This is a genomic window from Sphingorhabdus sp. Alg239-R122 (assembly GCF_900537065.1).
In the GTDB taxonomy this organism is placed as follows: Bacteria; Pseudomonadota; Alphaproteobacteria; order Sphingomonadales; family Sphingomonadaceae; genus Alg239-R122.
Genome location: NZ_UNRC01000001.1, coordinates 316546 through 335012, shown reverse-complemented (window position 1 = coordinate 335012; position 18467 = coordinate 316546). Strand labels below are relative to the sequence as shown.

Below are 18467 nucleotides of genomic sequence, written 5' to 3'. Positions count from 1 at the left end.
CTAATTAGACAATATTCGTGCCGCCTTGTCCCACAATCGGGGTGAGGCGGCACCAATTAACCCAGTCCGCTGATCGGCTACTTTATAGGGACTGTCGTCAGCTCGGGCAGCTTTCCCGCCCGCTTCATTCAGGAATAAAATGCCTGCGGCATGATCCCAGGGCAAGGTGCGTTCAAAAATCGAAACATCATTGGTTCCGAGCACCAGCCGCGGATATTGTTCAGCGGCGCAGCGCGGAATATCAACAAGCCGGAAATGGCCTTCCGCCTTGCGTATAACTTTTTTGCGGCCTTCCTCTTCCAGAAAAAGTGTGGAAAGCGCGGCTATTGGCATATCTTCACCGCTCTCCCGGGCAACAATTTTTTCACCATCAATATAGGCGCCGTGTCCGAAATGCGCATGGCAAATCCGCTGGGTCAGCGGGTCGTAGAGCCAGCCTGCCACTGTTTCACCTGCCTCAGCGAGTGCAATCAATATTCCGAATGGCGCACGGCCTGCAGCGAAGTTTCCTGTGCCATCGATTGGATCGATAATCCATGCGGCATCAGCGCCAATATTGTCCATAAGGCTGGCATTTGCCGCGACGGCTTCCTCGCCAATGACGCTGGCTTCGGGCAGTAACGTGGCGAGTTTTTCGCTTAGAAAAATTTCACTTCCACGGTCCGCCACTGTTACGAGATCACCGGGTGATTTTTCCTGGATATCCTTGTCTTCCAGCGTTCGAAAAAACGGCAATATCTGTGTTTCCGCAGCTTCACGGACAATATCAAGCACAGGCTGGTAAAGCGAATGCATATCATCAGCTCCGATAATCGGCATTAATCGAAATATATCCGTGCGTCAGGTCGCAAGTCCATACTGTCGCATGGCCCTTGCCCAGTGCCAGGCCCACATCAATTCGGATATCTTGCCCCTGTAAATGCCGTGTAACAGGCGCTTCGTCATAGCCATCGACAACCATCCCGTCTTTCGCAACTTCGGTACCGCCAAACGCGATAGACAGGCTGTCCCGCTCTGCTGGTTCACCCGCCTTGCCAATAGCCATGACAACGCGGCCCCAATTGGCATCTTCACCAGCGATTGCGGTCTTAACCAGAGGCGAATTGGCAATTGCCTTGGCAACTCTATGTGCACTGCTGTCTGAAACAGCGCCGCTAACGCAGATTTCGATGAACTTGCTGGCCCCTTCACCGTCGCGCACGACAAGATGTGAGAGCTGCCTGCACAAATCGGTTAAAGCGGCGGCAAAAGCATCTGCTCCGGCGCTGTCCATTGTCTCAAGCGGGGCATTGCCTGCCGCGCCAGTCGCAAAGGCAAGCACCGTGTCGCTGGTGGATGTGTCGCTATCAACTGTAATACAGGAAAATGTTTCCCGGTTGGCGGCGTTCAGCATATCCTGCAGCAATTGGGACGAAATTGCGGTATCGGTAAAAATATAACCGAGCATTGTTGCCATATCGGGTGCAATCATGCCGGAACCCTTGATGATGCCTGCCAGGTGAACCTTTTTGCCATCTACAAAGGCGTGTGTTGATGCGCCTTTTGGAAAAGTATCGGTAGTACTGATAGCCGCTGCCGCATTTTCCCACCCACACTTTTCAGCTGTATAAGCTTTCTGTAGTCCAGCCTCAGCAATATCGATAGGCAATGGCACGCCGATCACACCGGTTGACGAGATAAACACCTGCTTTTCGGTGCATCCAATATACCCTGCAGTCTGTTTAGCGATGGCTTGAACAGCCGTACGGCCGCGATTGCCTGTAAAAGCATTGGCATTACCGGCATTGACCACCAACGCCCGGGCTTTGCCGCCTTTAAGAGCTTCACGGCACCATTCCACCTCTGGTGAAGCACATTTGCTTTGTGTTAAAACGCCTGCAACAGCCGTATCGCGGTCAAATACAGCATAGGTGAGGTCTGCGCGATCCCAATCCTTATACCCTGCCTTGGCAATATGAAGTGATATGCCGTTGATTTCTGGCAATTCCGGGAAGCTGTCAGGTGCGAGGGGGGATTTTTTATCAGACATTAAAGTTGTCATTAATCCAGCCTATGCTAGAACGCCAGTCACTTTAACAGGCAGCTTCCATTGGGGCCATTTTGGTTTGAAATTATATCTTGCCAGTTTTGTTATCCTTTTCCTGCAGGCTGTGGGTGTTTCCGCGCAGCCTTCGGAAACGTTGGGGCAGGCGCTGGCAGGCTCAGACAAGGCTGCGACAAACAGCGAGACCGAACAAAACGGGCTGAATTTCCGTATAGCAGCGAAACAGTGGAGCCTGCGCGTTATGCAGCGTGCCGGGGCAATGTATGCCGAGGGTCCTGTCCACGATGACCTTGAAGGCCGCTCTGTGGTCAAATTCAGGTTTCTGGAAGACGGTACAGCAGTAGACTGCCAAATTCTTGTCAGTAGCGGGTATCCGCAGTTGGACCAGGTTGCCTGCCGGGCTGTGCTTCTTACTGTACCTTCACCTGTTAAAATCGACGATGCCGGTAACAAAAAGGCAGTATGGGCACAATTGCCCGTGTGGTTTGTGATAGGTGACAAGCATGAGCTGGAAGAAGGCGCACCCTGACCGGCGGAAAATAGCTCTGGCCGTTTATTGACACGGCACGGGGCTGATCCTACATCGCCTTCAAAATCACCATATCCCACGTAAAATTTAGCATATTGCTGCTTTCGGGACCAGATTACAGGAAATTGCCATGCTCGGCGGCCTAGCCAAATCCATTTTTGGGTCATCCAATGACCGTTACGTAAAATCACTCCAGAAAACCGTGGACAGCATTAACGCGTTTGAGCCACAGATCAAAGCGCTCAGCGATGATGAATTGCGCGCGCAAACTGATAAGTTTCGCGCTGCGCTAGCTGACGGTCAAAAGCTTGACGATATCCTGTCAGAATCATTTGCAACCGTACGCGAAGCATCGGTTCGCGCGCTTGGCATGCGCCATTTCGATGTACAGATGATTGGCGGTATCGCCCTGCACCGTGGGGAAATTTCCGAAATGCGGACGGGTGAGGGCAAAACGCTCGTTGCGACGCTTGCCTGTTATCTCAACGCGATTGAAGGCAAGGGTGTTCATGTTGTGACGGTCAATGACTATCTGGCCCGCCGTGACGCGGAATGGATGTCGCAGGTCTATTCATTCCTGGGTCTCACCACGGGTGTTATTGTTCCCAATATGGCTGAGCATGAGCGCCGCGAGGCCTATGAGGCGGATATCACCTACGCCACCAACAATGAGCTTGGTTTCGACTATCTGCGCGATAATATGAAACACGAGCGCAGCCAGATGGTGCAGCGCCCGTTTAATTTCGCAATTGTCGATGAGGTTGATTCGATCCTGATTGACGAAGCGCGAACACCGCTTATCATTTCCGGTCCGACTGATGACAAATCGGACCTTTATATCGCAGTAAATAAGATTGTTCAGGACATCACTGAAGAAGATTATGAAAAAGATGAAAAGACACGCAATGTTCAGCTGACTGAAGATGGCACGGAAAAAGCGGAGCGCCTGCTTGAAGCCGCTGGCTTGCTTGAAGGCAGTAACCTCTATGATTTTGAAAATACACAGGTCGTGCACCATCTTGACCAGGCGTTGAAAGCGAATGTGATGTTCAAGCGTGATACGGACTATATCGTCAAGGATGATAAAGTTGTGATCATTGACGAATTCACGGGTCGCATGATGGATGGCCGCCGCTGGTCCAATGGCTTGCACCAGGCGGTGGAAGCGAAGGAAGGCGTGAACATAGAGCCTGAAAACCAAACTCTGGCATCAATTACTTTCCAGAATTATTTCCGCATGTACCCCAAATTGTCGGGCATGACCGGCACCGCCGCCACTGAAGCGGCCGAATTTTATGAAATCTATAAAATGAATGTGGTTACAATCCCCACCAACGTACCAGTGCAGCGGATTGACGAAGAAGACGAATTCTACAAGAATACGATGGACAAGTTTCAAGCCATCGCCAAGGCCATCAAGGAAAAATATGACATTGGTCAGCCTATTTTGGTGGGTACGGTATCAATTGAAAAATCTGAACTTTTGTCCGACTTCTTGGATAAAGAGGGTGTGACACATGAAGTGCTGAACGCACGACAACATGAGCGTGAAGCACATATTGTGGCACAGGCAGGCAGGCTGAATGCCGTTACAATCGCTACCAATATGGCGGGCCGCGGTACTGATATTCAGTTGGGTGGTAATCTCGATTTCCGTATCGAAGAAGAATTGGCCGATATAACTGAAGGGCCGGAACGCGATGCGGCTATCGAAAAACTGACTGCTGAAGTCGGTGAAGAACGTGAAAAAGTGAAGCAGGCAGGGGGCCTGTTCGTGCTGGGTACGGAGCGGCACGAGAGCCGCCGTATCGATAACCAGCTGCGCGGCCGCTCAGGCCGTCAGGGTGACCCGGGGCTTAGCCGTTTCTATCTCTGCCTTGAAGATGACTTGCTGCGTATTTTCGGCCCTGACACATTGTTCAGCAAGATGATGAATAAAAACCTGGATGATGGCGAAGCGATTGGTTCGAAATGGTTGTCTAAAGCTATTGAAACAGCGCAGAAAAAAGTTGAAGCGCGTAACTATGACGTGCGTAAGCAGGTGGTTGAATATGATGACGTCATGAATGACCAGCGCAAGGTTATCTATGAACAACGCGCGGAAATCATGGATGCTGATCAGGTGGATGATGTCGTTGACGATATGTGGCGTGATACCGTCAATGCGTTGGTGATCGAAGCCTGCCCGCCGGGATCCTATCCTGAACAGTGGAATATAGAAGGTCTGAAAGAACGTGTCGGCGATGTCCTGAATCTTCAGCCTGATCTTGATGGCTGGATGGAAGAGGACACGTTGGAACCTCAAATCATTGAGGAACGCATTGCCGAGATGACCGAAGAAAAGCTTAAAAAGCAGACCAGTGAGATCGATGAGAGCATTTGGCATCAGATTGAAAAATCCATATTGTTACAACAGCTTGATCATCACTGGAAAGAACATTTAGCGACTCTAGATGCACTGCGTCAGGTGGTTTTCCTGCGTGCCTATGCGCAAAAAACACCGATCAATGAATATAAACAGGAAGCATTCGGTCTGTTCGAGCGTATGTTGGCTGTCATCCGTGAAAATGTAACCAAGACAGTCATGACCAGTGACTTCCGTATTCAGGAACCAGAGGTTCCGGAATTGCCTGAATTGCCTGATTTCCTGACAACGCATATTGACCCGTTAACCGGCGAAGATAATTCCAATGATGTTGATGGCGGGACTTTGGACACGATCAGCACAGCCCTGCCACCGCGCCAATCGGCACCCGCCGCACCGCTAGGTGCAGATAATCCATATGCGGATCAGGATATCAGCCGCAATGCCCCATGTCCGTGCGGTTCGGGCCGTAAGTACAAACATTGCCATGGCAAGAACGTCTAATATTGCCGTTCTTAATATATTGACGAAATAGAGATGGCGGTCAGCAAATGGCCGCCATCTCTATATGCAAAAGGGCACAAAAAGCCGATGCCTGATATAGGCAGTCATATAGGTCAATTATGTGTGAAAAATGGCTCCCCGGGTCTGATTCGAACAGACGACCATCCGATTAACAGTCGGAGGCTCTACCGCTGAGCTACCGGGGAGTGTTCTGTGCTTTCGAACAGACGAATGGGCCTATAGCAACGGATATCTGGTCCGTAAACTCATAAAATGCACATCGGTGTATTTTTGTTAATCGGGCGGTGATGCAGAGCATTTGAGCATGCTGGATTATACCAGAAACTGCTCCATTGCTATGCGTTCATCTAGGCTATGGTTGGGGTCGAATAATAGCGTGAGACGTTTGCTGGGGTCAATTTCAACCTGAATTTCACTGACATCACGTAGTTCTTTTTGATCTGCAACTGCAAGAACAGGTCGTTTTTGCCCTTCGCGAACACGGAAACCAATTTTAGCGGTGTCGGCAAGGATAGCGCCTTTCCATCGGCGTGGGCGGAAGGGGCTGATCGGCGTGAGTGCCAGCATTGAGCTGCCTAAAGGCAGGATGGGGCCGTTGGCAGAAAGATTGTAGGCTGTGGAGCCGGCAGGCGTTGCCACAAGCACACCGTCACAGGCAAGTTCGGGTATTTTGGTCATTCCATTGACAATTACTTCGAGTTTCGCCGTCTGGCGGGTTTCGCGCAGCAGCGAGACTTCGTTAATGGCTGAAAATACACGCCTTTCGCCGGACATGGTGGTTACTTCGGTGCGTAATGGCACAACGTCAAATGGTTTGGCTTTATTAAGACAGTCGAACAGGTTTTTGCTACCATCCCACAGGTTCATCAGGAATCCAACGGTACCCAGGTTCATGCCATAAACCGGTATGATCCGGCCCTTATCGATCATCTGGTGCAATACCTGCAGCATGAAACCATCACCGCCCAATACTATTGCGCGATCAGCCTCGGCCATATCGACCCAGTCATGGTCGTTACGGATTACCTGTGCGGCTTCCTGTGCACGATGTGTCGGAGACACAAGCAAGGCAATTTTCTCATCCTGCATGCTGTTCATATGGATATTCGTCCCTGATAATTGATATTCGCTGCAATACTGACGTGTTGCCATGATGATATGCTGTGTAACGCGGCATGGCAATGATACAGAAAAATGATGCGTAACGTCATGAAAAGGTTTTATGAGGTATATGCGGACAGAATTTGAAAAGACCTTGAAGGGGTAGGGATAATTGTCACGACTACCAGATAAAGAACATACGCATCAGTTCCGGTTTTTAGGGTTGGGCAAAGCTGTCCGGCTTGCCCGACCAGCGATTGCAACGACCATTGACGACGTCACTTACAATTATTGTGCAATTATTGATCTGCATAAAAACGCAGATGATGCTGAACTGCTGCATGGGCTCAAAAAAGTACCGCATGCGATTCTTGCCATTATAGACATCGAAAACCCCGCCTCCTTAGCAGCAGCGGCGGGTGTGTGTGCCACGCATATCATCGCAACACCGATCAGTGAAGCGCTGTTAGAAGCGCAAATGGAGGCGATAAAGTCTTTTCTGGATAACAAGCCTATTTCACTGCGATCAAGCGGCAACGATCACCTTACCGGCTTGCCTGACGCTTATGGCGCGGGTGAACAGCTTCAGACATGGTTGGAGGATGGAAAACAAGATGTGTTTGCCATCATGTGTGGTTTACGCCGGTTTGAAACAGTCAATACGGCTTTCGGTCCAAATTCCGGCGATATGCTGCTTGAAACCATTGCGCAGCGCATACGGGCATTTGTGGATGAAACGATAGGCAAAAACGCACTTGTTGCACGGTTCGGAGGAAGGGATTTCCTGATCGCGGCACAAGGCCCTATCACGCGAAGACAATGGCAGTTTATAGCTGCAGAGCTGCTGGAACTCGTGTCCCAACCCGTAGTTCTGGAAGGACAAGTAATCCGGCTGACTGCGCGGGCATCTCTTGCCAAAGTTGCGCCTAGCGAGAATGCGCAATCCTATATCGGCCGTCTGGTTTCTGCGCTGAAACAAGCGCAGCGTGGCAGCGTGCAGAACATCAAGTGGGCCGATCGCGCGGCTGACGGTATTCCGGAACATGGATATCAGCTTGAGTCCGATCTTATGCGGGCCATAGATAATGACCAGATCAAGATTAGCTTCCAGCCGCAGTTTTCCGTAAAGGATGGCCGTATAGTCGGCGCGGAAGCACTTGCCCGGTGGGAACATCATGAATTTGGGAAAATTGGTGCAGCGGTGTTATTTGCGCTGGCAGAGCGCACTGATTTTACTGAGCATTTATCTACGCATATTGGAATGCTTGCGATGCAACAGGCTGCAAAATGGCCGGAAACCATGACGAACTTACGGCTATCACTGAATGTAACAGCAGAAGAGCTAGCGTCTCCCCGATATATGGAAACATTGCGGGAGGCATTGGAATTATCGGGTTTTGATGCAGGGCGTTTAACGCTGGAAATTACCGAATCCGCATTGATCGGTAATTTGGATGGTGCGGCGGAACTGCTATCAGGGTTACGAGAATTGGATGTAAAAATTGCAATTGATGATTTTGGGACAGGCTATTCCAATTTCCTTTACCTCAAATCGCTGCCGCTGGATTACATCAAGCTGGACCATGCCATGACGGGAGATATTGCAGGTAGTGTGCGGGACCGGATCATCGTACGTTCCATCATAGCGCTAGCGCAATCGCTGGAACTTGAAGTCATAGCGGAAGGTGTTGAAACAGAAGAACAGCTCACCGCTTTGCAAGGTGAAGGATGCCAGTATTACCAGGGGTTTTTGCGTGCGCGTGCGCTTGCACCAGAGGACTTTGAAAATTTTGTGCTGTCCGAGCAGTAAATCTATTTCTGCTTCAGGATAATACTAGCCAGACCTTTGGATAGCTGAATCAGGCCGTTGAGGCGGCTTTTGGGATCGTTCCAGGCACGATTTATCATCAGTTTCATATCCGGTCGCAGTTTGGCAACGCCGTTCAATCTGTCTACATAGCGCAGCAGACCTTCAGGATGGGGGAAATGGTCTTTATGGAACGTTACCAATGCGCCGCGCGGCCCCACATCAATTTTTGAGACTGAAGCAACAATCGCGTTTTGCTTAATTTCTATAATTTTGAGCAGGTTCGCAGTCGCATCAGGCAGATCACCGAACCGGTCGATCATCTCGGCGGCAAAGCCTTCGATTGCACCCTTGTCGAGCAGGTCATTCATGCGGCGATAAAGCGCCATACGCACGGCTAGGTCAGGCACGTAATCTTCAGGGATCATAATCGGCGCATCAACCGAAATTTGCGGTGAGAATGTTTCTGTATGTTGCTTGAGGCCTGCCTGCCCGGCCTTGGCCTCGATTATCGCGTCTTCCAGCAGTGATTGGTAAAGTTCGAAGCCCACCTCGCGGATATGGCCGGATTGCTCGTCACCAACCAGATTGCCTGCGCCGCGGATATCAAGGTCATGGCTGGCAAGTTGGAACCCAGCGCCCAAGCTGTCGAGATCACCCAGCACCTTGAGCCGCTTGTCGGCGGTCTCGGTGAGAACACGGTTTTCCGGCACGGTGAAATAGGCATAGGCGCGTGTTTTAGACCGCCCGACGCGCCCGCGCAGCTGATAAAGCTGGGCCAGGCCGAAGCGGTCAGCGCGGTGAATGATGAGTGTATTCGCACTCGGGATATCGAGGCCGCTTTCAACAATGGTGGTGGATAGCAATACGTCAAACTTGCGGTCGTAAAACGCGGACATGCGTTCCTCAACTTCGGTCGGGGTCATCTGGCCATGTGCGCTGACTACCTTGATTTCAGGTACATAGGCTTTCAGGAAATCCTGAATTTCAGCCATGTCGGATATGCGCGGCACCACAAAAAAACTCTGTCCGCCGCGATAATGCTCACGCAGCAATGCTTCGCGGATCACCATCTGATCCCATGGCATCACATAGGTCCGGATGGCAAGCCTATCGACCGGCGGCGTCTGTATAACTGACAGTTCGCGTAGCCCCGTCATCGCCATTTGCAATGTGCGCGGAATGGGTGTTGCTGTCAGTGTCAGCATGTGTACGTTATTCTTGAGCGCTTTCAGTCGTTCTTTATGCACAACGCCGAAACGCTGTTCCTCGTCAACAATGACAAGGCCGAGATGCTTGAAACTGATGGTCTTGGCAAGCAGGGCATGGGTGCCGATGCAGATGTCAATTGTGCCGTCCGCCATGCCTTCTTTCGTGCGCTTGGCCTCTGCTACGGGGACCAGGCGGGACAGGCGACCGATATTGAGTGGGAAGCCTTTGAAGCGCTCAACGAAATTACTGTAATGTTGCCGTGCAAGCAGGGTGGTCGGGGCTATAATGGCCACTTGCATGCCTGACATAGCGGCTACAAAGGCGGCGCGCATGGCGACTTCGGTTTTTCCGAACCCGACATCGCCGCATACCAGTCGGTCCATAGGCTTACCGGAACTAAGGTCATCGAGCACTTCGCCGATAACGCGTTCCTGATCTTCGGTTTCCTGATACGGGAAGCGGTCGGCAAAACTGGCATAGAGATTGGGTTCTATAGTTGCGCGCTCGGCTGCGTTCAATGCGCGTGCAGCGGCAGTTTTCAGGAGCTCTCCGGCAATGGCGCGGATGCGCTCTTTCATTTTCGACTTGCGCCGCTGCCACGCTTCACCGCCCAGCTTGTCGAGCGCCGCGCCATCGCTTTCACTGCCATAGCGGCTCAACACGTCGATATTTTCGACTGGGACGTATAATTTATCACCGCCCGCATAGGTCAGCGCGACGCAATCATGCGGGCTTTTGCCTACAGGAATCGACATGAGGCCATCATAGCGGCCAATGCCATGTTCCATATGCACGACCAGATCACCTTCGGACATTGCCGACAGCTCGGATAAAAAGGCTTCGGCATCTTTCTTGCGGCGTCTGCGTTTGATAAGGCGGTCGCCCAGAATATCCTGCTCGGTAAGCAGTTCCAGCGTATCGGTCACAAATCCGTTTTCCAGTGGCAGCACGGTCAGCGCGGCATCATGATTGGCTGCCAATCCCTGAGCTTCCTGCCAGCCGTCCGTAATAACCGGTCTTGCAAGACCATGTTCCTGCAACAATCCAGCAAGCCGGTCACGTGCACCCGCACTGTAGCTGGCGATAATGGCTTTTCGGTTGTTGCTGGCGATATGGCCGGTCACAGCCTCATAGACGTTGGCATTACGAGCACGTTCAGGGGCGAAAGACCGGCTATTGCCAAAACCGAAATGCAATGTGGTATCGGATTCGGGTTCATCAAATCCGCTAAATCTGTGTGCTTTATGGCTTTCCAGTGCGTTCAGATATTCCTGCTGCAACAGATATAGCTTTTCCGATTCTATGGGCCTGTAGCCACCTGAACCACCTTCTAATGCGTCGCGGCGGTTGGCGTGATAATCGGCAATGGCTTCAAAACGCTGCTCGGATGCCGCTTTACTGGCGGCATGACAGGTAATGACATCATCTGGCCCCAGATAGTCGAACAGCGTTGCCATCTTCTCTTCCATCAGAGGAAGCCAATGCTCCATACCGGCAAGGCGGCGTCCCTCTGAAATGGCTTGGTAGAGCGGATCTGTGGTGCTTTCAGCGCCAAAAATCGTGCGATAATTGCCGCGGAAGCGCTTGATATTATCCTCATCCAATAAGGCTTCGGAAGCAGGGAGCAGTAGGTGCTTGTCGAGCCTTTTGATCGACCGCTGTGTCGAGACATCAAAAGCGCGCAACGTTTCAATTTCATCGCCAAAGAAATCAAGGCGCAAACCAAAATTCAGCCCGGAAGGTGTGAGATCAACCAGATTACCGCGGATCGCAAATTCGCCAGAGTCCGCGACCGTATCTGTGCGGACATAACCCTGACGGTGGAGGATGGCCGTAAGCTCGTCACGGTCAATCACTGTACCGGGGGCAAGTTTCAATGTGCCCTGCCGCATGCGGAATGGGGTAAGCACGCGTTGCGACACCGCATTGACTGTAGTGATTACAAGCGTACGGTCGTCAGGCTTGTCCTGAAGCTCAAACAGTGCAGCGAGCCGCTGAGCACTGATGGAAAGCGTCGGGGATGCCCGGTCATAGGGCAGGCAGTCCCATGCCGGAAACAATATAGTCTTGAGCTCCGGCGCGAAATATGTGGTTGCATCAGCAACCGCCTGCATCATCGCATCATCGGGCGCGATATAGACAGTGCGTCCCTTGGACATGCGGGCGATATCGGACAATACCAGCGGCAAAGCGCCATCGCCCACAGACGCAAGTGTCAATGGCGCATCCGCGTTCAGGATTTTCTGGATATCAGTCACGTGTCGTCCTGCACTTTTCAGGTGGTTTCGATATAATCGAGTTTTTGCATGGCATTCATCATTTCACCCGTAAATTCCGCCGGAACCGGCTGTGTCCCGATGGCCCAGGCCATGATATCGACATCATCATGTTTGAGAAGTTCGTCAAACCAGGCAATCTGCTCTTCGTTCCACGACGCGCCATAACGATCCAGGAAGCCGCCGATCATGAAATCAGCCTCACGCGTACCGCGGTGCCAAGCGCGAAAATGCAGTTTCTTGAGCTCAGTTTCGCGGTCCACGTTTATTCTCCGGTCAAAATCCATATGTAAATTGCTTGCAGGGCTTGTTGCGCGCCCGACATGCGCATATCAGGTTCGATAGCCATGCGACCGACGATACTCAATCCATTATTCGCAGATGCGGAGAGCTTGAAGGGGGTTGGACCCAAATTGTCCAAGCCGTTGGACCGGCTTGGGCTGGGGCGAGTGCGTGATTTTGTCTATCATCTGCCGACAGGGTTTGTAGAGCGCAAGCGAATCGAAAATCTCGAGCAGGCAGAACCTGGTGAACATATAATCGTGGAAATCCTGCCCACCGAATATAAATCTGCCTATAATCGCGGCCCTTACCGGGTGCAGGCGGTGGATGCGATAGGCAATCATATCTCATTGATTTATTTTGGCCGCAACACCGGTTGGGCGCGCAAGCAACTACCGCTTGATGAAAAAAAGATAATTGCTGGCAAACTCGAAATTTATGGCGAAATTTTGCAAATGGTGCATCCCGACTATGTGGTCGAGCCGAAGGAAGCCGGGCAGGTAGAAACCAGTGAGCCGGTCTATCCGCTGGCAGATGGTATGACCCAGAAACGCCTTGCGGGACTGATTACGAATGCCATGGCGGAAACACCCGAACTGCCTGAATGGATTGAACCCACCCTGATGGAAAAACATGGCTGGCCCAGCTGGAATGATGCGCTCGCCCTGACACATGGCGGAGAAAACGAACGGGCACGTGACCGGCTTGCCTATGATGAGGTTTTTGCGAACCAGCTGGCATTGATGTTGGTGCGTGCGGCTAATCGGGGCAGGAAAGGCACGCCGCTGATAGGCGATGGTAGTTTGCGTGATGCACTGCCGCTGCCGTTTGAACTGACCGGCGCGCAAAAGCACGCGATTAACGAGATACAAGGTGACCTGGAGCAGGAAACGCCGATGCTCCGCCTGCTGCAGGGTGATGTCGGTTCAGGCAAGACAATTGTTGCCGTGATGGCGCTGCTGGCAGGGGTGGAATGCGGCAAACAGGGCGCTTTGCTCGCACCCACCGAAATATTGGCGCGGCAGCATTACGAAAGCATTTCCAGACTGCTACAAGGTTTGCCAGTCAACGTCGCCATCCTGACGGGGCGGGATAAGGGCAAGGCGCGCGAAGCGACATTGATGGGTATTGCCAATGGTTCCATCCATATCGTGATTGGCACACACGCGATTTTTCAGGAAGCGGTGCAGTATAAGGATCTGGCGCTGACAATCATTGATGAGCAGCACCGCTTCGGCGTGAGTCAACGGCTGATGCTGTCCAAAAAAGGACGCATGACACCGCATTTTCTGGCCATGACGGCAACGCCAATCCCGCGCACGTTAACGCTCAGCCAATATGGTGAAATGGATGTGTCGCGCCTTGATGAACTACCGCCGGGGCGTCAGTCCATTGATACACGGGTGATATCCGGGGAACGCCTAGATGAAGTGATAGCCGGACTGGGCAGGCATATTGAAAAAGATGGGCAGGCCTATTGGGTATGCCCACTTGTGGCGGAGAGCGAGAGCAGTGATCTCGCCGCGGCGGAAGAACGCGCCGCGCAGCTCAAGGCCCGCTTTGGCGAGAAGGTCGGGCTGGTTCATGGGCAGATGAAGCCGGAGCTCAAAGACGCCGTGATGGAGGATTTCGTGAGTGGTAAAATCATGGTGCTGGTGTCCACCACGGTGATTGAGGTTGGCGTTGATGTTCCGAATTCCACACTCATGATTATAGAAGCGGCAGAACGTTTCGGCCTTGCACAGCTACACCAATTGCGCGGACGTGTCGGGCGGGGGAGCGGAAAGTCGGTATGCCTGCTACTGCGCGGCAATGGCCTGAGTGAAACAGCGCGTGAACGGCTTGCGCTGATGCGGGAATCACAGGACGGGTTCCATCTGGCCGAAGAAGATTTGCGGCTACGCGGGGGTGGTGAGGTGCTCGGCACACGCCAGTCCGGTGATAATGCATTCCGCACCGCCAGCGCCGAACAAGTGGTCAGGTTCGCGCCAACCGCCAACGATGACGCCCGATTGTTAATCGATCGCGATGGCGGGCTGGACAGCGAACGCGGACAGGCGGCGCGTGTCGCGCTTTACCTATTTGAACGCGACGTGGGTGCAATGCTGCTTAGAAGCGGTTGATGTTATTCAGCGGCAAGCGATGCAAGCCGCGACATCAGCAGTACTAATGTCTGGGTATCCACTGCTTTTTCCGTATCATTCCAGCTACCGGCTACAACATACCAGTCGCCTGTCTTGTCTTTCATCAGGTAATTCAGGCTGACGACCCCGGGTTCTGACCCACCCTTGAAGCCGATATATTTCCAATCTTTCCTATCGCCTTCGGGAAGGCCGTCATTCACGGCCATGACATCCAGGGCGGTTTTATCGCCCTGTTTTACCATGTAGTTGAAAAGCTTTACCGTATCATTGGGTGATACAAACCATTCCACTGTATCGATATGGCGCGGGGTTTCACTTGCCAGATCAGTCAGGTTGACATTATCAAGCGTAAGCCGCCCCCCTGCTTCTTCCAGTATGGCAGCCTGTTCATCCTCTGACCCCGCAACAAAGCGTTCCAGCAGGTCTTTCTGGTCCTTGTCCTTTAAGGAAAATGCCTCGACAGTGGTGAGGAAAGGAAGGGTATTGTCAGGATTGCTGTGTCCTGTTGCTGTCAGCAATGCACCAACATTATCACGCCCCAACTCGTGGATCAGTACATCGGTGGCGGTATTGTCACTGATCGAAATCATAAGTGTTGCAAGCGTCTGCAACGTAACAGGTGCGCTACCTGGCCAGTTCTGGCTGATGCCAGAAGGGAAGGACTTACGGTCGATCGTAACAACATCGCTCCATTTACGTGATCCTGCCTGCACCTGCCGCGCAAGCTCGGAAAGCACATAGAGCTTGAATGTGGAGCCAACAGCAAAACCGGTATCGGCTTTGTGAGCATATATTGGTTCAATTGTATCGCCTGACAGTTTTGAAACAGTGAAACCGGCATCTCCTTGCAAGGCTTCAAAATCGGCTTTTACCTTGTCAAAACTATCTTCTTTCGTGTCAAAGCCCGTCAGGCGCAGGCCATTGATCAGATATGGCGCATCGGCACTTACAGACATCACGCCATTGCCAATTGCTTTTTCAAATTCAATTTGAATGTTGGCGGTCGTTTCATTGACGGAGGCCAGGTTTTTCATACTGAGCACAGGCCCAAATTGTGAGGTGAGCTGTTTTGTCATTGCATTGAACTGTGCAGGCGGAACAGCATTTAGAAATGCAGGAGCAAACACGTCCTCAGGCTTGCCTTCGCCTTTCAACAGGGCAATAAGCTGTTCAGAAGCAGTTGAAAGCTGCTCGGAAACTTTCATCTCTTGTTGAGCAAATGCGTCTGGAACAAGGGCGGTGGCCGACAATGACATAATTGCTGCGGCGGCCAAAGCGGTCATTGCATGTCTCATTACATTTCTCCCGAATTATTTCTGTATTTCAAATGCAGTATAGCTAAATAACCGGCAATCAACGACTGACGCGATCAAGCGTCGATTTTGTCTTCATCCAGCGTAGCTGCATTGTCTTGTATGAACTGGAAACGGTGTTCGGCATGTTTGCCCATCAACCGGTTGACCAGATCCTTTACGCCCGCGCGCTCTTCATATTCACGCGGCAGGGTGATGCGCAGCAGGGACCGTGAAGATGGATCCATGGTTGTTTCCTTGAGCTGTGCCGGGTTCATTTCTCCCAACCCTTTGAAGCGGTTAACCTCGACCTTTTTGCCTTTCAGGACAGTAGCTTCAAGCTCTCGGCGATGCGCTTCATCGCGGGCGTAATAGCTCTGACTACCACTGACCAGACGGAACAGAGGGGGCTGTGCCAGATAGAGATGTCCTTCGCGCACGATTTGCGACATTTCCTGGAAAAAGAATGTCATTAGCAGTGTCGCGATATGTGCGCCATCAACATCGGCATCGGTCATGATGATGATACGATCATAACGCAGGTTCGCAGGATCGCAATCCTGGCGGGTCCCGCAGCCCAGTGCCTGAATAAGATCGGCAATTTCCTGATTGCCCAGAATTTTTGCGGAAGTGGCAGAGGCCACATTCAGAATCTTGCCACGGATTGGTAGAATCGCCTGTGTCTTGCGGTCACGCGCCTGTTTGGCGCTGCCGCCCGCGCTGTCACCCTCGACAATATAGATTTCGGTTTCGCCATCGCCGTCACCGGTGCAATCGGTGAGCTTGCCTGGCAGGCGCAGCTTGCGTGCACTGGTGGCAGTTTTACGCTTGATTTCCCGTTCGGCCTTGCGTTTGAGCCGTTCTTCCATCCGGTCCATCATGAAGCCAAGCAACGCTTTGCCGCGTTCCATATTGTCAGTCAGGAAATGATCAAAATGATCGCGTACGGCATTTTCGACAAGCCGTGCGGCTTCAGGTGAGGTAAGGCGATCCTTGGTCTGGCTCTGGAATTGCGGATCGCGGATAAAGACCGAAAGCATGAGCTCGCAGCCGTTCATGATATCATCGGCAACAAGCTGTGAAGCTTTTTTAGTGCCGATGAGTTCGCCGAAGGACCGCATTGCCTTGACCAAAGCTGCGCGCATACCATTTTCATGTGTTCCGCCATCGCGCGTCGGGATGGTGTTGCAGTACCAGCTATAGCTGCCTTCGCTCCATAACGGCCAGGCCACGGCCCATTCGACGCGCCCAATGCCTTCAGGGAAATCCTGACTGCCCTTGAAGAATTCGGCTGTCACACATTCGCGGCCTGAAAGCTGTTCACGCAAATGATCGGCAAGACCACCTGGAAATTGAAAGACAGCCTCAGCAGGTATATCTTCGCCGGTAAGTTCAGGATCACATTTCCAGCGGATTTCGACTCCCGCAAACAGGTATGCCTTGGACCGGGCCAGCTGGAATAGCCGTTTCGGGCGGAACAGGGCCTTTTCACCAAAAATTTCGGTATCGGGTACAAAACTGATGCTTGTGCCGCGTTTGTTAGGGGCCGCACCTGTTTTTTTGAGCTTCGTTGTTGCATGCCCTTTGGCGAAATACTGTTCAAAAGCTTCCTTGTTACGAGCGACCTTGACAATTGTCTCGCTTGATAAAGCATTCACAACCGACACGCCAACACCATGTAGGCCACCGCTTGTCGCATAGGCCTTGTCCGAAAACTTGCCGCCTGAATGAAGCGTGGTGAGAATGACTTCGAGTGCTGACTTGCCAGGATATTTGGGATGTTCTTCAACAGGAATGCCGCGGCCATTATCAGTGATTGTCAGGCGGTTTCCTGCTTCCAGTGTCACTTCGATCCGGCTTGCATGGCCGGCGACTGCCTCGTCCATGGAGTTATCGAGCACTTCGGCAGCAAGATGGTGTAAAGCGCGGTCGTCTATACCACCAATATACATGCCCGGGCGGCGCCTTACCGGCTCAAGCCCCTCCAACACTTCAATCGAAGAGGCATCATATCCTTGGTCACTGGTCTTATCGCCGGTTCCGGCAAACAGGTCATCACTCATGGCACGGCTATAGAATAGCCGGACTCGCGCGCGCAAGGCCTGTTTGGCATTGCGTTGTGGATTACAAATATAGCTCTATGCGGAGTTATCTGACGCGCGGGCCGCCAAAGGGCAGAGGCGGAGGCGGACGGCGTGTGCCGCGTGGCAATTGTGCCTGATAGGCACGGCCACAATGCTCCACACAATAAGGGAAGCCTGGATTCACATCAGCGCCGCAAAAGTGGAAATCAGGTTCGCCGGGGTGTCCCATGGGCCAGCGGCATACTTTCTCGCTAAGATCCAGCAGGCTGGTCTTGTCGGCAATTTCCGGGCTAGGGCGTGCTGGCACCAGACGGCGGGGCGGGGCAGGCGGAATAGGTGCCTGCTGGTCACCTGGACCCTGACGCAGAAATCCGCCGGGGCCGACCGAAACAATGCGTGGCATGTCCTTATTTGCGGCTGCCGGGTTCGGTACACTTGCATTGGGCGTGGGTGCTGCTGGTTTCGCCGCGGGCGCAGCGGGTTTGGCTGTACTGGCTTTTGCTGCAGGTACTTTCGCTGCTGCCTTGGGGGCGGCCTTCTTTTTAGGTGCTGCCTTTTTCCTTGGCGCGGCTTTTTTGCCCTTACCGCCTGACTTAACAGGAGAAGGACGCGATTTCAGGCCGAGCCGGTGTGCCTTGCCAATCACAGCGTTACGGCTTACACCACCCAATTTTTCTGCTATCTGGCTGGCTGTCAGCCCCTCTTCCCACATCGCCTTCAACTGGTCGATGCGTTCATCCGTCCATGCCATTGGTATAAAATTCCTTCAAAATCGCCCTTGCAAAGCTTTACAACTCTAAATAGGC

12 protein-coding genes and 1 tRNA gene are annotated in these 18467 nt (G+C 52.4%); 4 read left to right on the top strand and 9 right to left on the bottom strand.

The window, feature by feature from the left end:
* Together G6Q15_RS01575 and argJ are read right to left on the bottom strand one after the other, a co-directional pair.
* Positions 1-819 carry an inositol monophosphatase family protein gene (locus G6Q15_RS01575; protein WP_240330688.1) on the bottom strand — a complete coding sequence of 273 codons (819 nt, stop codon included), beginning with the start codon at positions 817-819 and terminating at the stop codon, positions 1-3.
* Complete coding sequence (argJ, locus tag G6Q15_RS01570; protein ID WP_164114897.1) at positions 800-2029, bottom strand: bifunctional glutamate N-acetyltransferase/amino-acid acetyltransferase ArgJ; 1230 nt, start codon at positions 2027-2029, stop codon at positions 800-802. Before argJ ends, G6Q15_RS01575 begins: the two co-directional genes overlap by 20 nt.
* Before the next feature lie 76 nt (positions 2030-2105).
* On the opposite strand from argJ, the gene G6Q15_RS01565 reads away from it, so the two are divergent.
* A complete protein-coding gene (locus G6Q15_RS01565; RefSeq protein ID WP_164114895.1) occupies positions 2106-2573 on the top strand; it encodes a TonB family protein in 468 nt (155 codons plus the stop codon).
* Between the two features lie 130 nt (positions 2574-2703).
* Positions 2704-5442: a preprotein translocase subunit SecA gene (gene secA / locus G6Q15_RS01560; RefSeq protein ID WP_164114892.1), complete on the top strand. Its 2739-nt coding sequence runs from the start codon at positions 2704-2706 to the stop codon at positions 5440-5442.
* A gap of 131 nt (positions 5443-5573) precedes the next feature.
* Here secA and G6Q15_RS01555 read toward each other — a convergent pair.
* Positions 5574-5648, bottom strand: a tRNA-Asn gene (locus G6Q15_RS01555).
* A 127-nt stretch (positions 5649-5775) separates the two neighbouring features.
* Complete coding sequence (locus tag G6Q15_RS01550) at positions 5776-6561, bottom strand: NAD kinase (protein WP_240330687.1); 786 nt, start codon at positions 6559-6561, stop codon at positions 5776-5778.
* Positions 6562-6736: 175 nt separating this feature from the next.
* Here G6Q15_RS01550 and G6Q15_RS01545 point away from each other — a divergent pair, with 175 nt between their 5' ends.
* Complete coding sequence (locus G6Q15_RS01545) at positions 6737-8374, top strand: GGDEF domain-containing phosphodiesterase (protein WP_164114891.1); 1638 nt, start codon at positions 6737-6739, stop codon at positions 8372-8374.
* 2 nt (positions 8375-8376) lie between these two features.
* Here G6Q15_RS01545 and mfd read toward each other — a convergent pair whose 3' ends face one another.
* Entirely contained in the window at positions 8377-11841 is a 3465-nt protein-coding gene (gene mfd, locus G6Q15_RS01540) for a transcription-repair coupling factor (protein ID WP_164114889.1), read from the bottom strand.
* A 17-nt stretch (positions 11842-11858) separates the two neighbouring features.
* Positions 11859-12122: a succinate dehydrogenase assembly factor 2 gene (locus tag G6Q15_RS01535; RefSeq protein ID WP_240330686.1), complete on the bottom strand. Its 264-nt coding sequence runs from the start codon at positions 12120-12122 to the stop codon at positions 11859-11861.
* Between the two features lie 84 nt (positions 12123-12206).
* On the opposite strand from G6Q15_RS01535, the gene recG reads away from it, so the two are divergent.
* Complete coding sequence (gene recG / locus G6Q15_RS01530) at positions 12207-14264, top strand: ATP-dependent DNA helicase RecG (protein ID WP_164114884.1); 2058 nt, start codon at positions 12207-12209, stop codon at positions 14262-14264.
* Positions 14265-14266: 2 nt separating this feature from the next.
* Here recG and G6Q15_RS01525 read toward each other — a convergent pair whose 3' ends face one another.
* The 3 genes from G6Q15_RS01525 to G6Q15_RS01515 form a co-directional block, all read right to left on the bottom strand.
* Positions 14267-15580: a serine hydrolase gene (locus G6Q15_RS01525; protein WP_164114881.1), complete on the bottom strand. Its 1314-nt coding sequence runs from the start codon at positions 15578-15580 to the stop codon at positions 14267-14269.
* A gap of 74 nt (positions 15581-15654) precedes the next feature.
* Positions 15655-17640 carry a DNA topoisomerase IV subunit B gene (parE, locus tag G6Q15_RS01520; protein ID WP_164114878.1) on the bottom strand — a complete coding sequence of 662 codons (1986 nt, stop codon included), beginning with the start codon at positions 17638-17640 and terminating at the stop codon, positions 15655-15657.
* Between the two features lie 85 nt (positions 17641-17725).
* The gene (locus tag G6Q15_RS01515) at positions 17726-18412 is read right to left on the bottom strand and encodes a GcrA family cell cycle regulator (RefSeq protein WP_164114875.1); all 687 of its coding nucleotides are present in this window, start codon (positions 18410-18412) and stop codon (positions 17726-17728) included.
* Positions 18413-18467 lie beyond the last annotated feature (55 nt).

Coding starts and splice junctions, on each gene's coding strand:
- secA (WP_164114892.1), top strand. CDS start 2,704: ATGCTCGGCGGCCTAGCCAAATCCATTTTTGGGTCATCCAATGACCGT.
- argJ (WP_164114897.1), bottom strand. CDS start 2,029: ATGTCTGATAAAAAATCCCCCCTCGCACCTGACAGCTTCCCGGAATTG.
- G6Q15_RS01515 (WP_164114875.1), bottom strand. CDS start 18,412: ATGGCATGGACGGATGAACGCATCGACCAGTTGAAGGCGATGTGGGAA.
- G6Q15_RS01575 (WP_240330688.1), bottom strand. CDS start 819: ATGCCGATTATCGGAGCTGATGATATGCATTCGCTTTACCAGCCTGTG.
- G6Q15_RS01550 (WP_240330687.1), bottom strand. CDS start 6,561: ATGAACAGCATGCAGGATGAGAAAATTGCCTTGCTTGTGTCTCCGACA.
- G6Q15_RS01525 (WP_164114881.1), bottom strand. CDS start 15,580: ATGAGACATGCAATGACCGCTTTGGCCGCCGCAGCAATTATGTCATTG.
- parE (WP_164114878.1), bottom strand. CDS start 17,640: ATGAGTGATGACCTGTTTGCCGGAACCGGCGATAAGACCAGTGACCAA.
- recG (WP_164114884.1), top strand. CDS start 12,207: ATGCGACCGACGATACTCAATCCATTATTCGCAGATGCGGAGAGCTTG.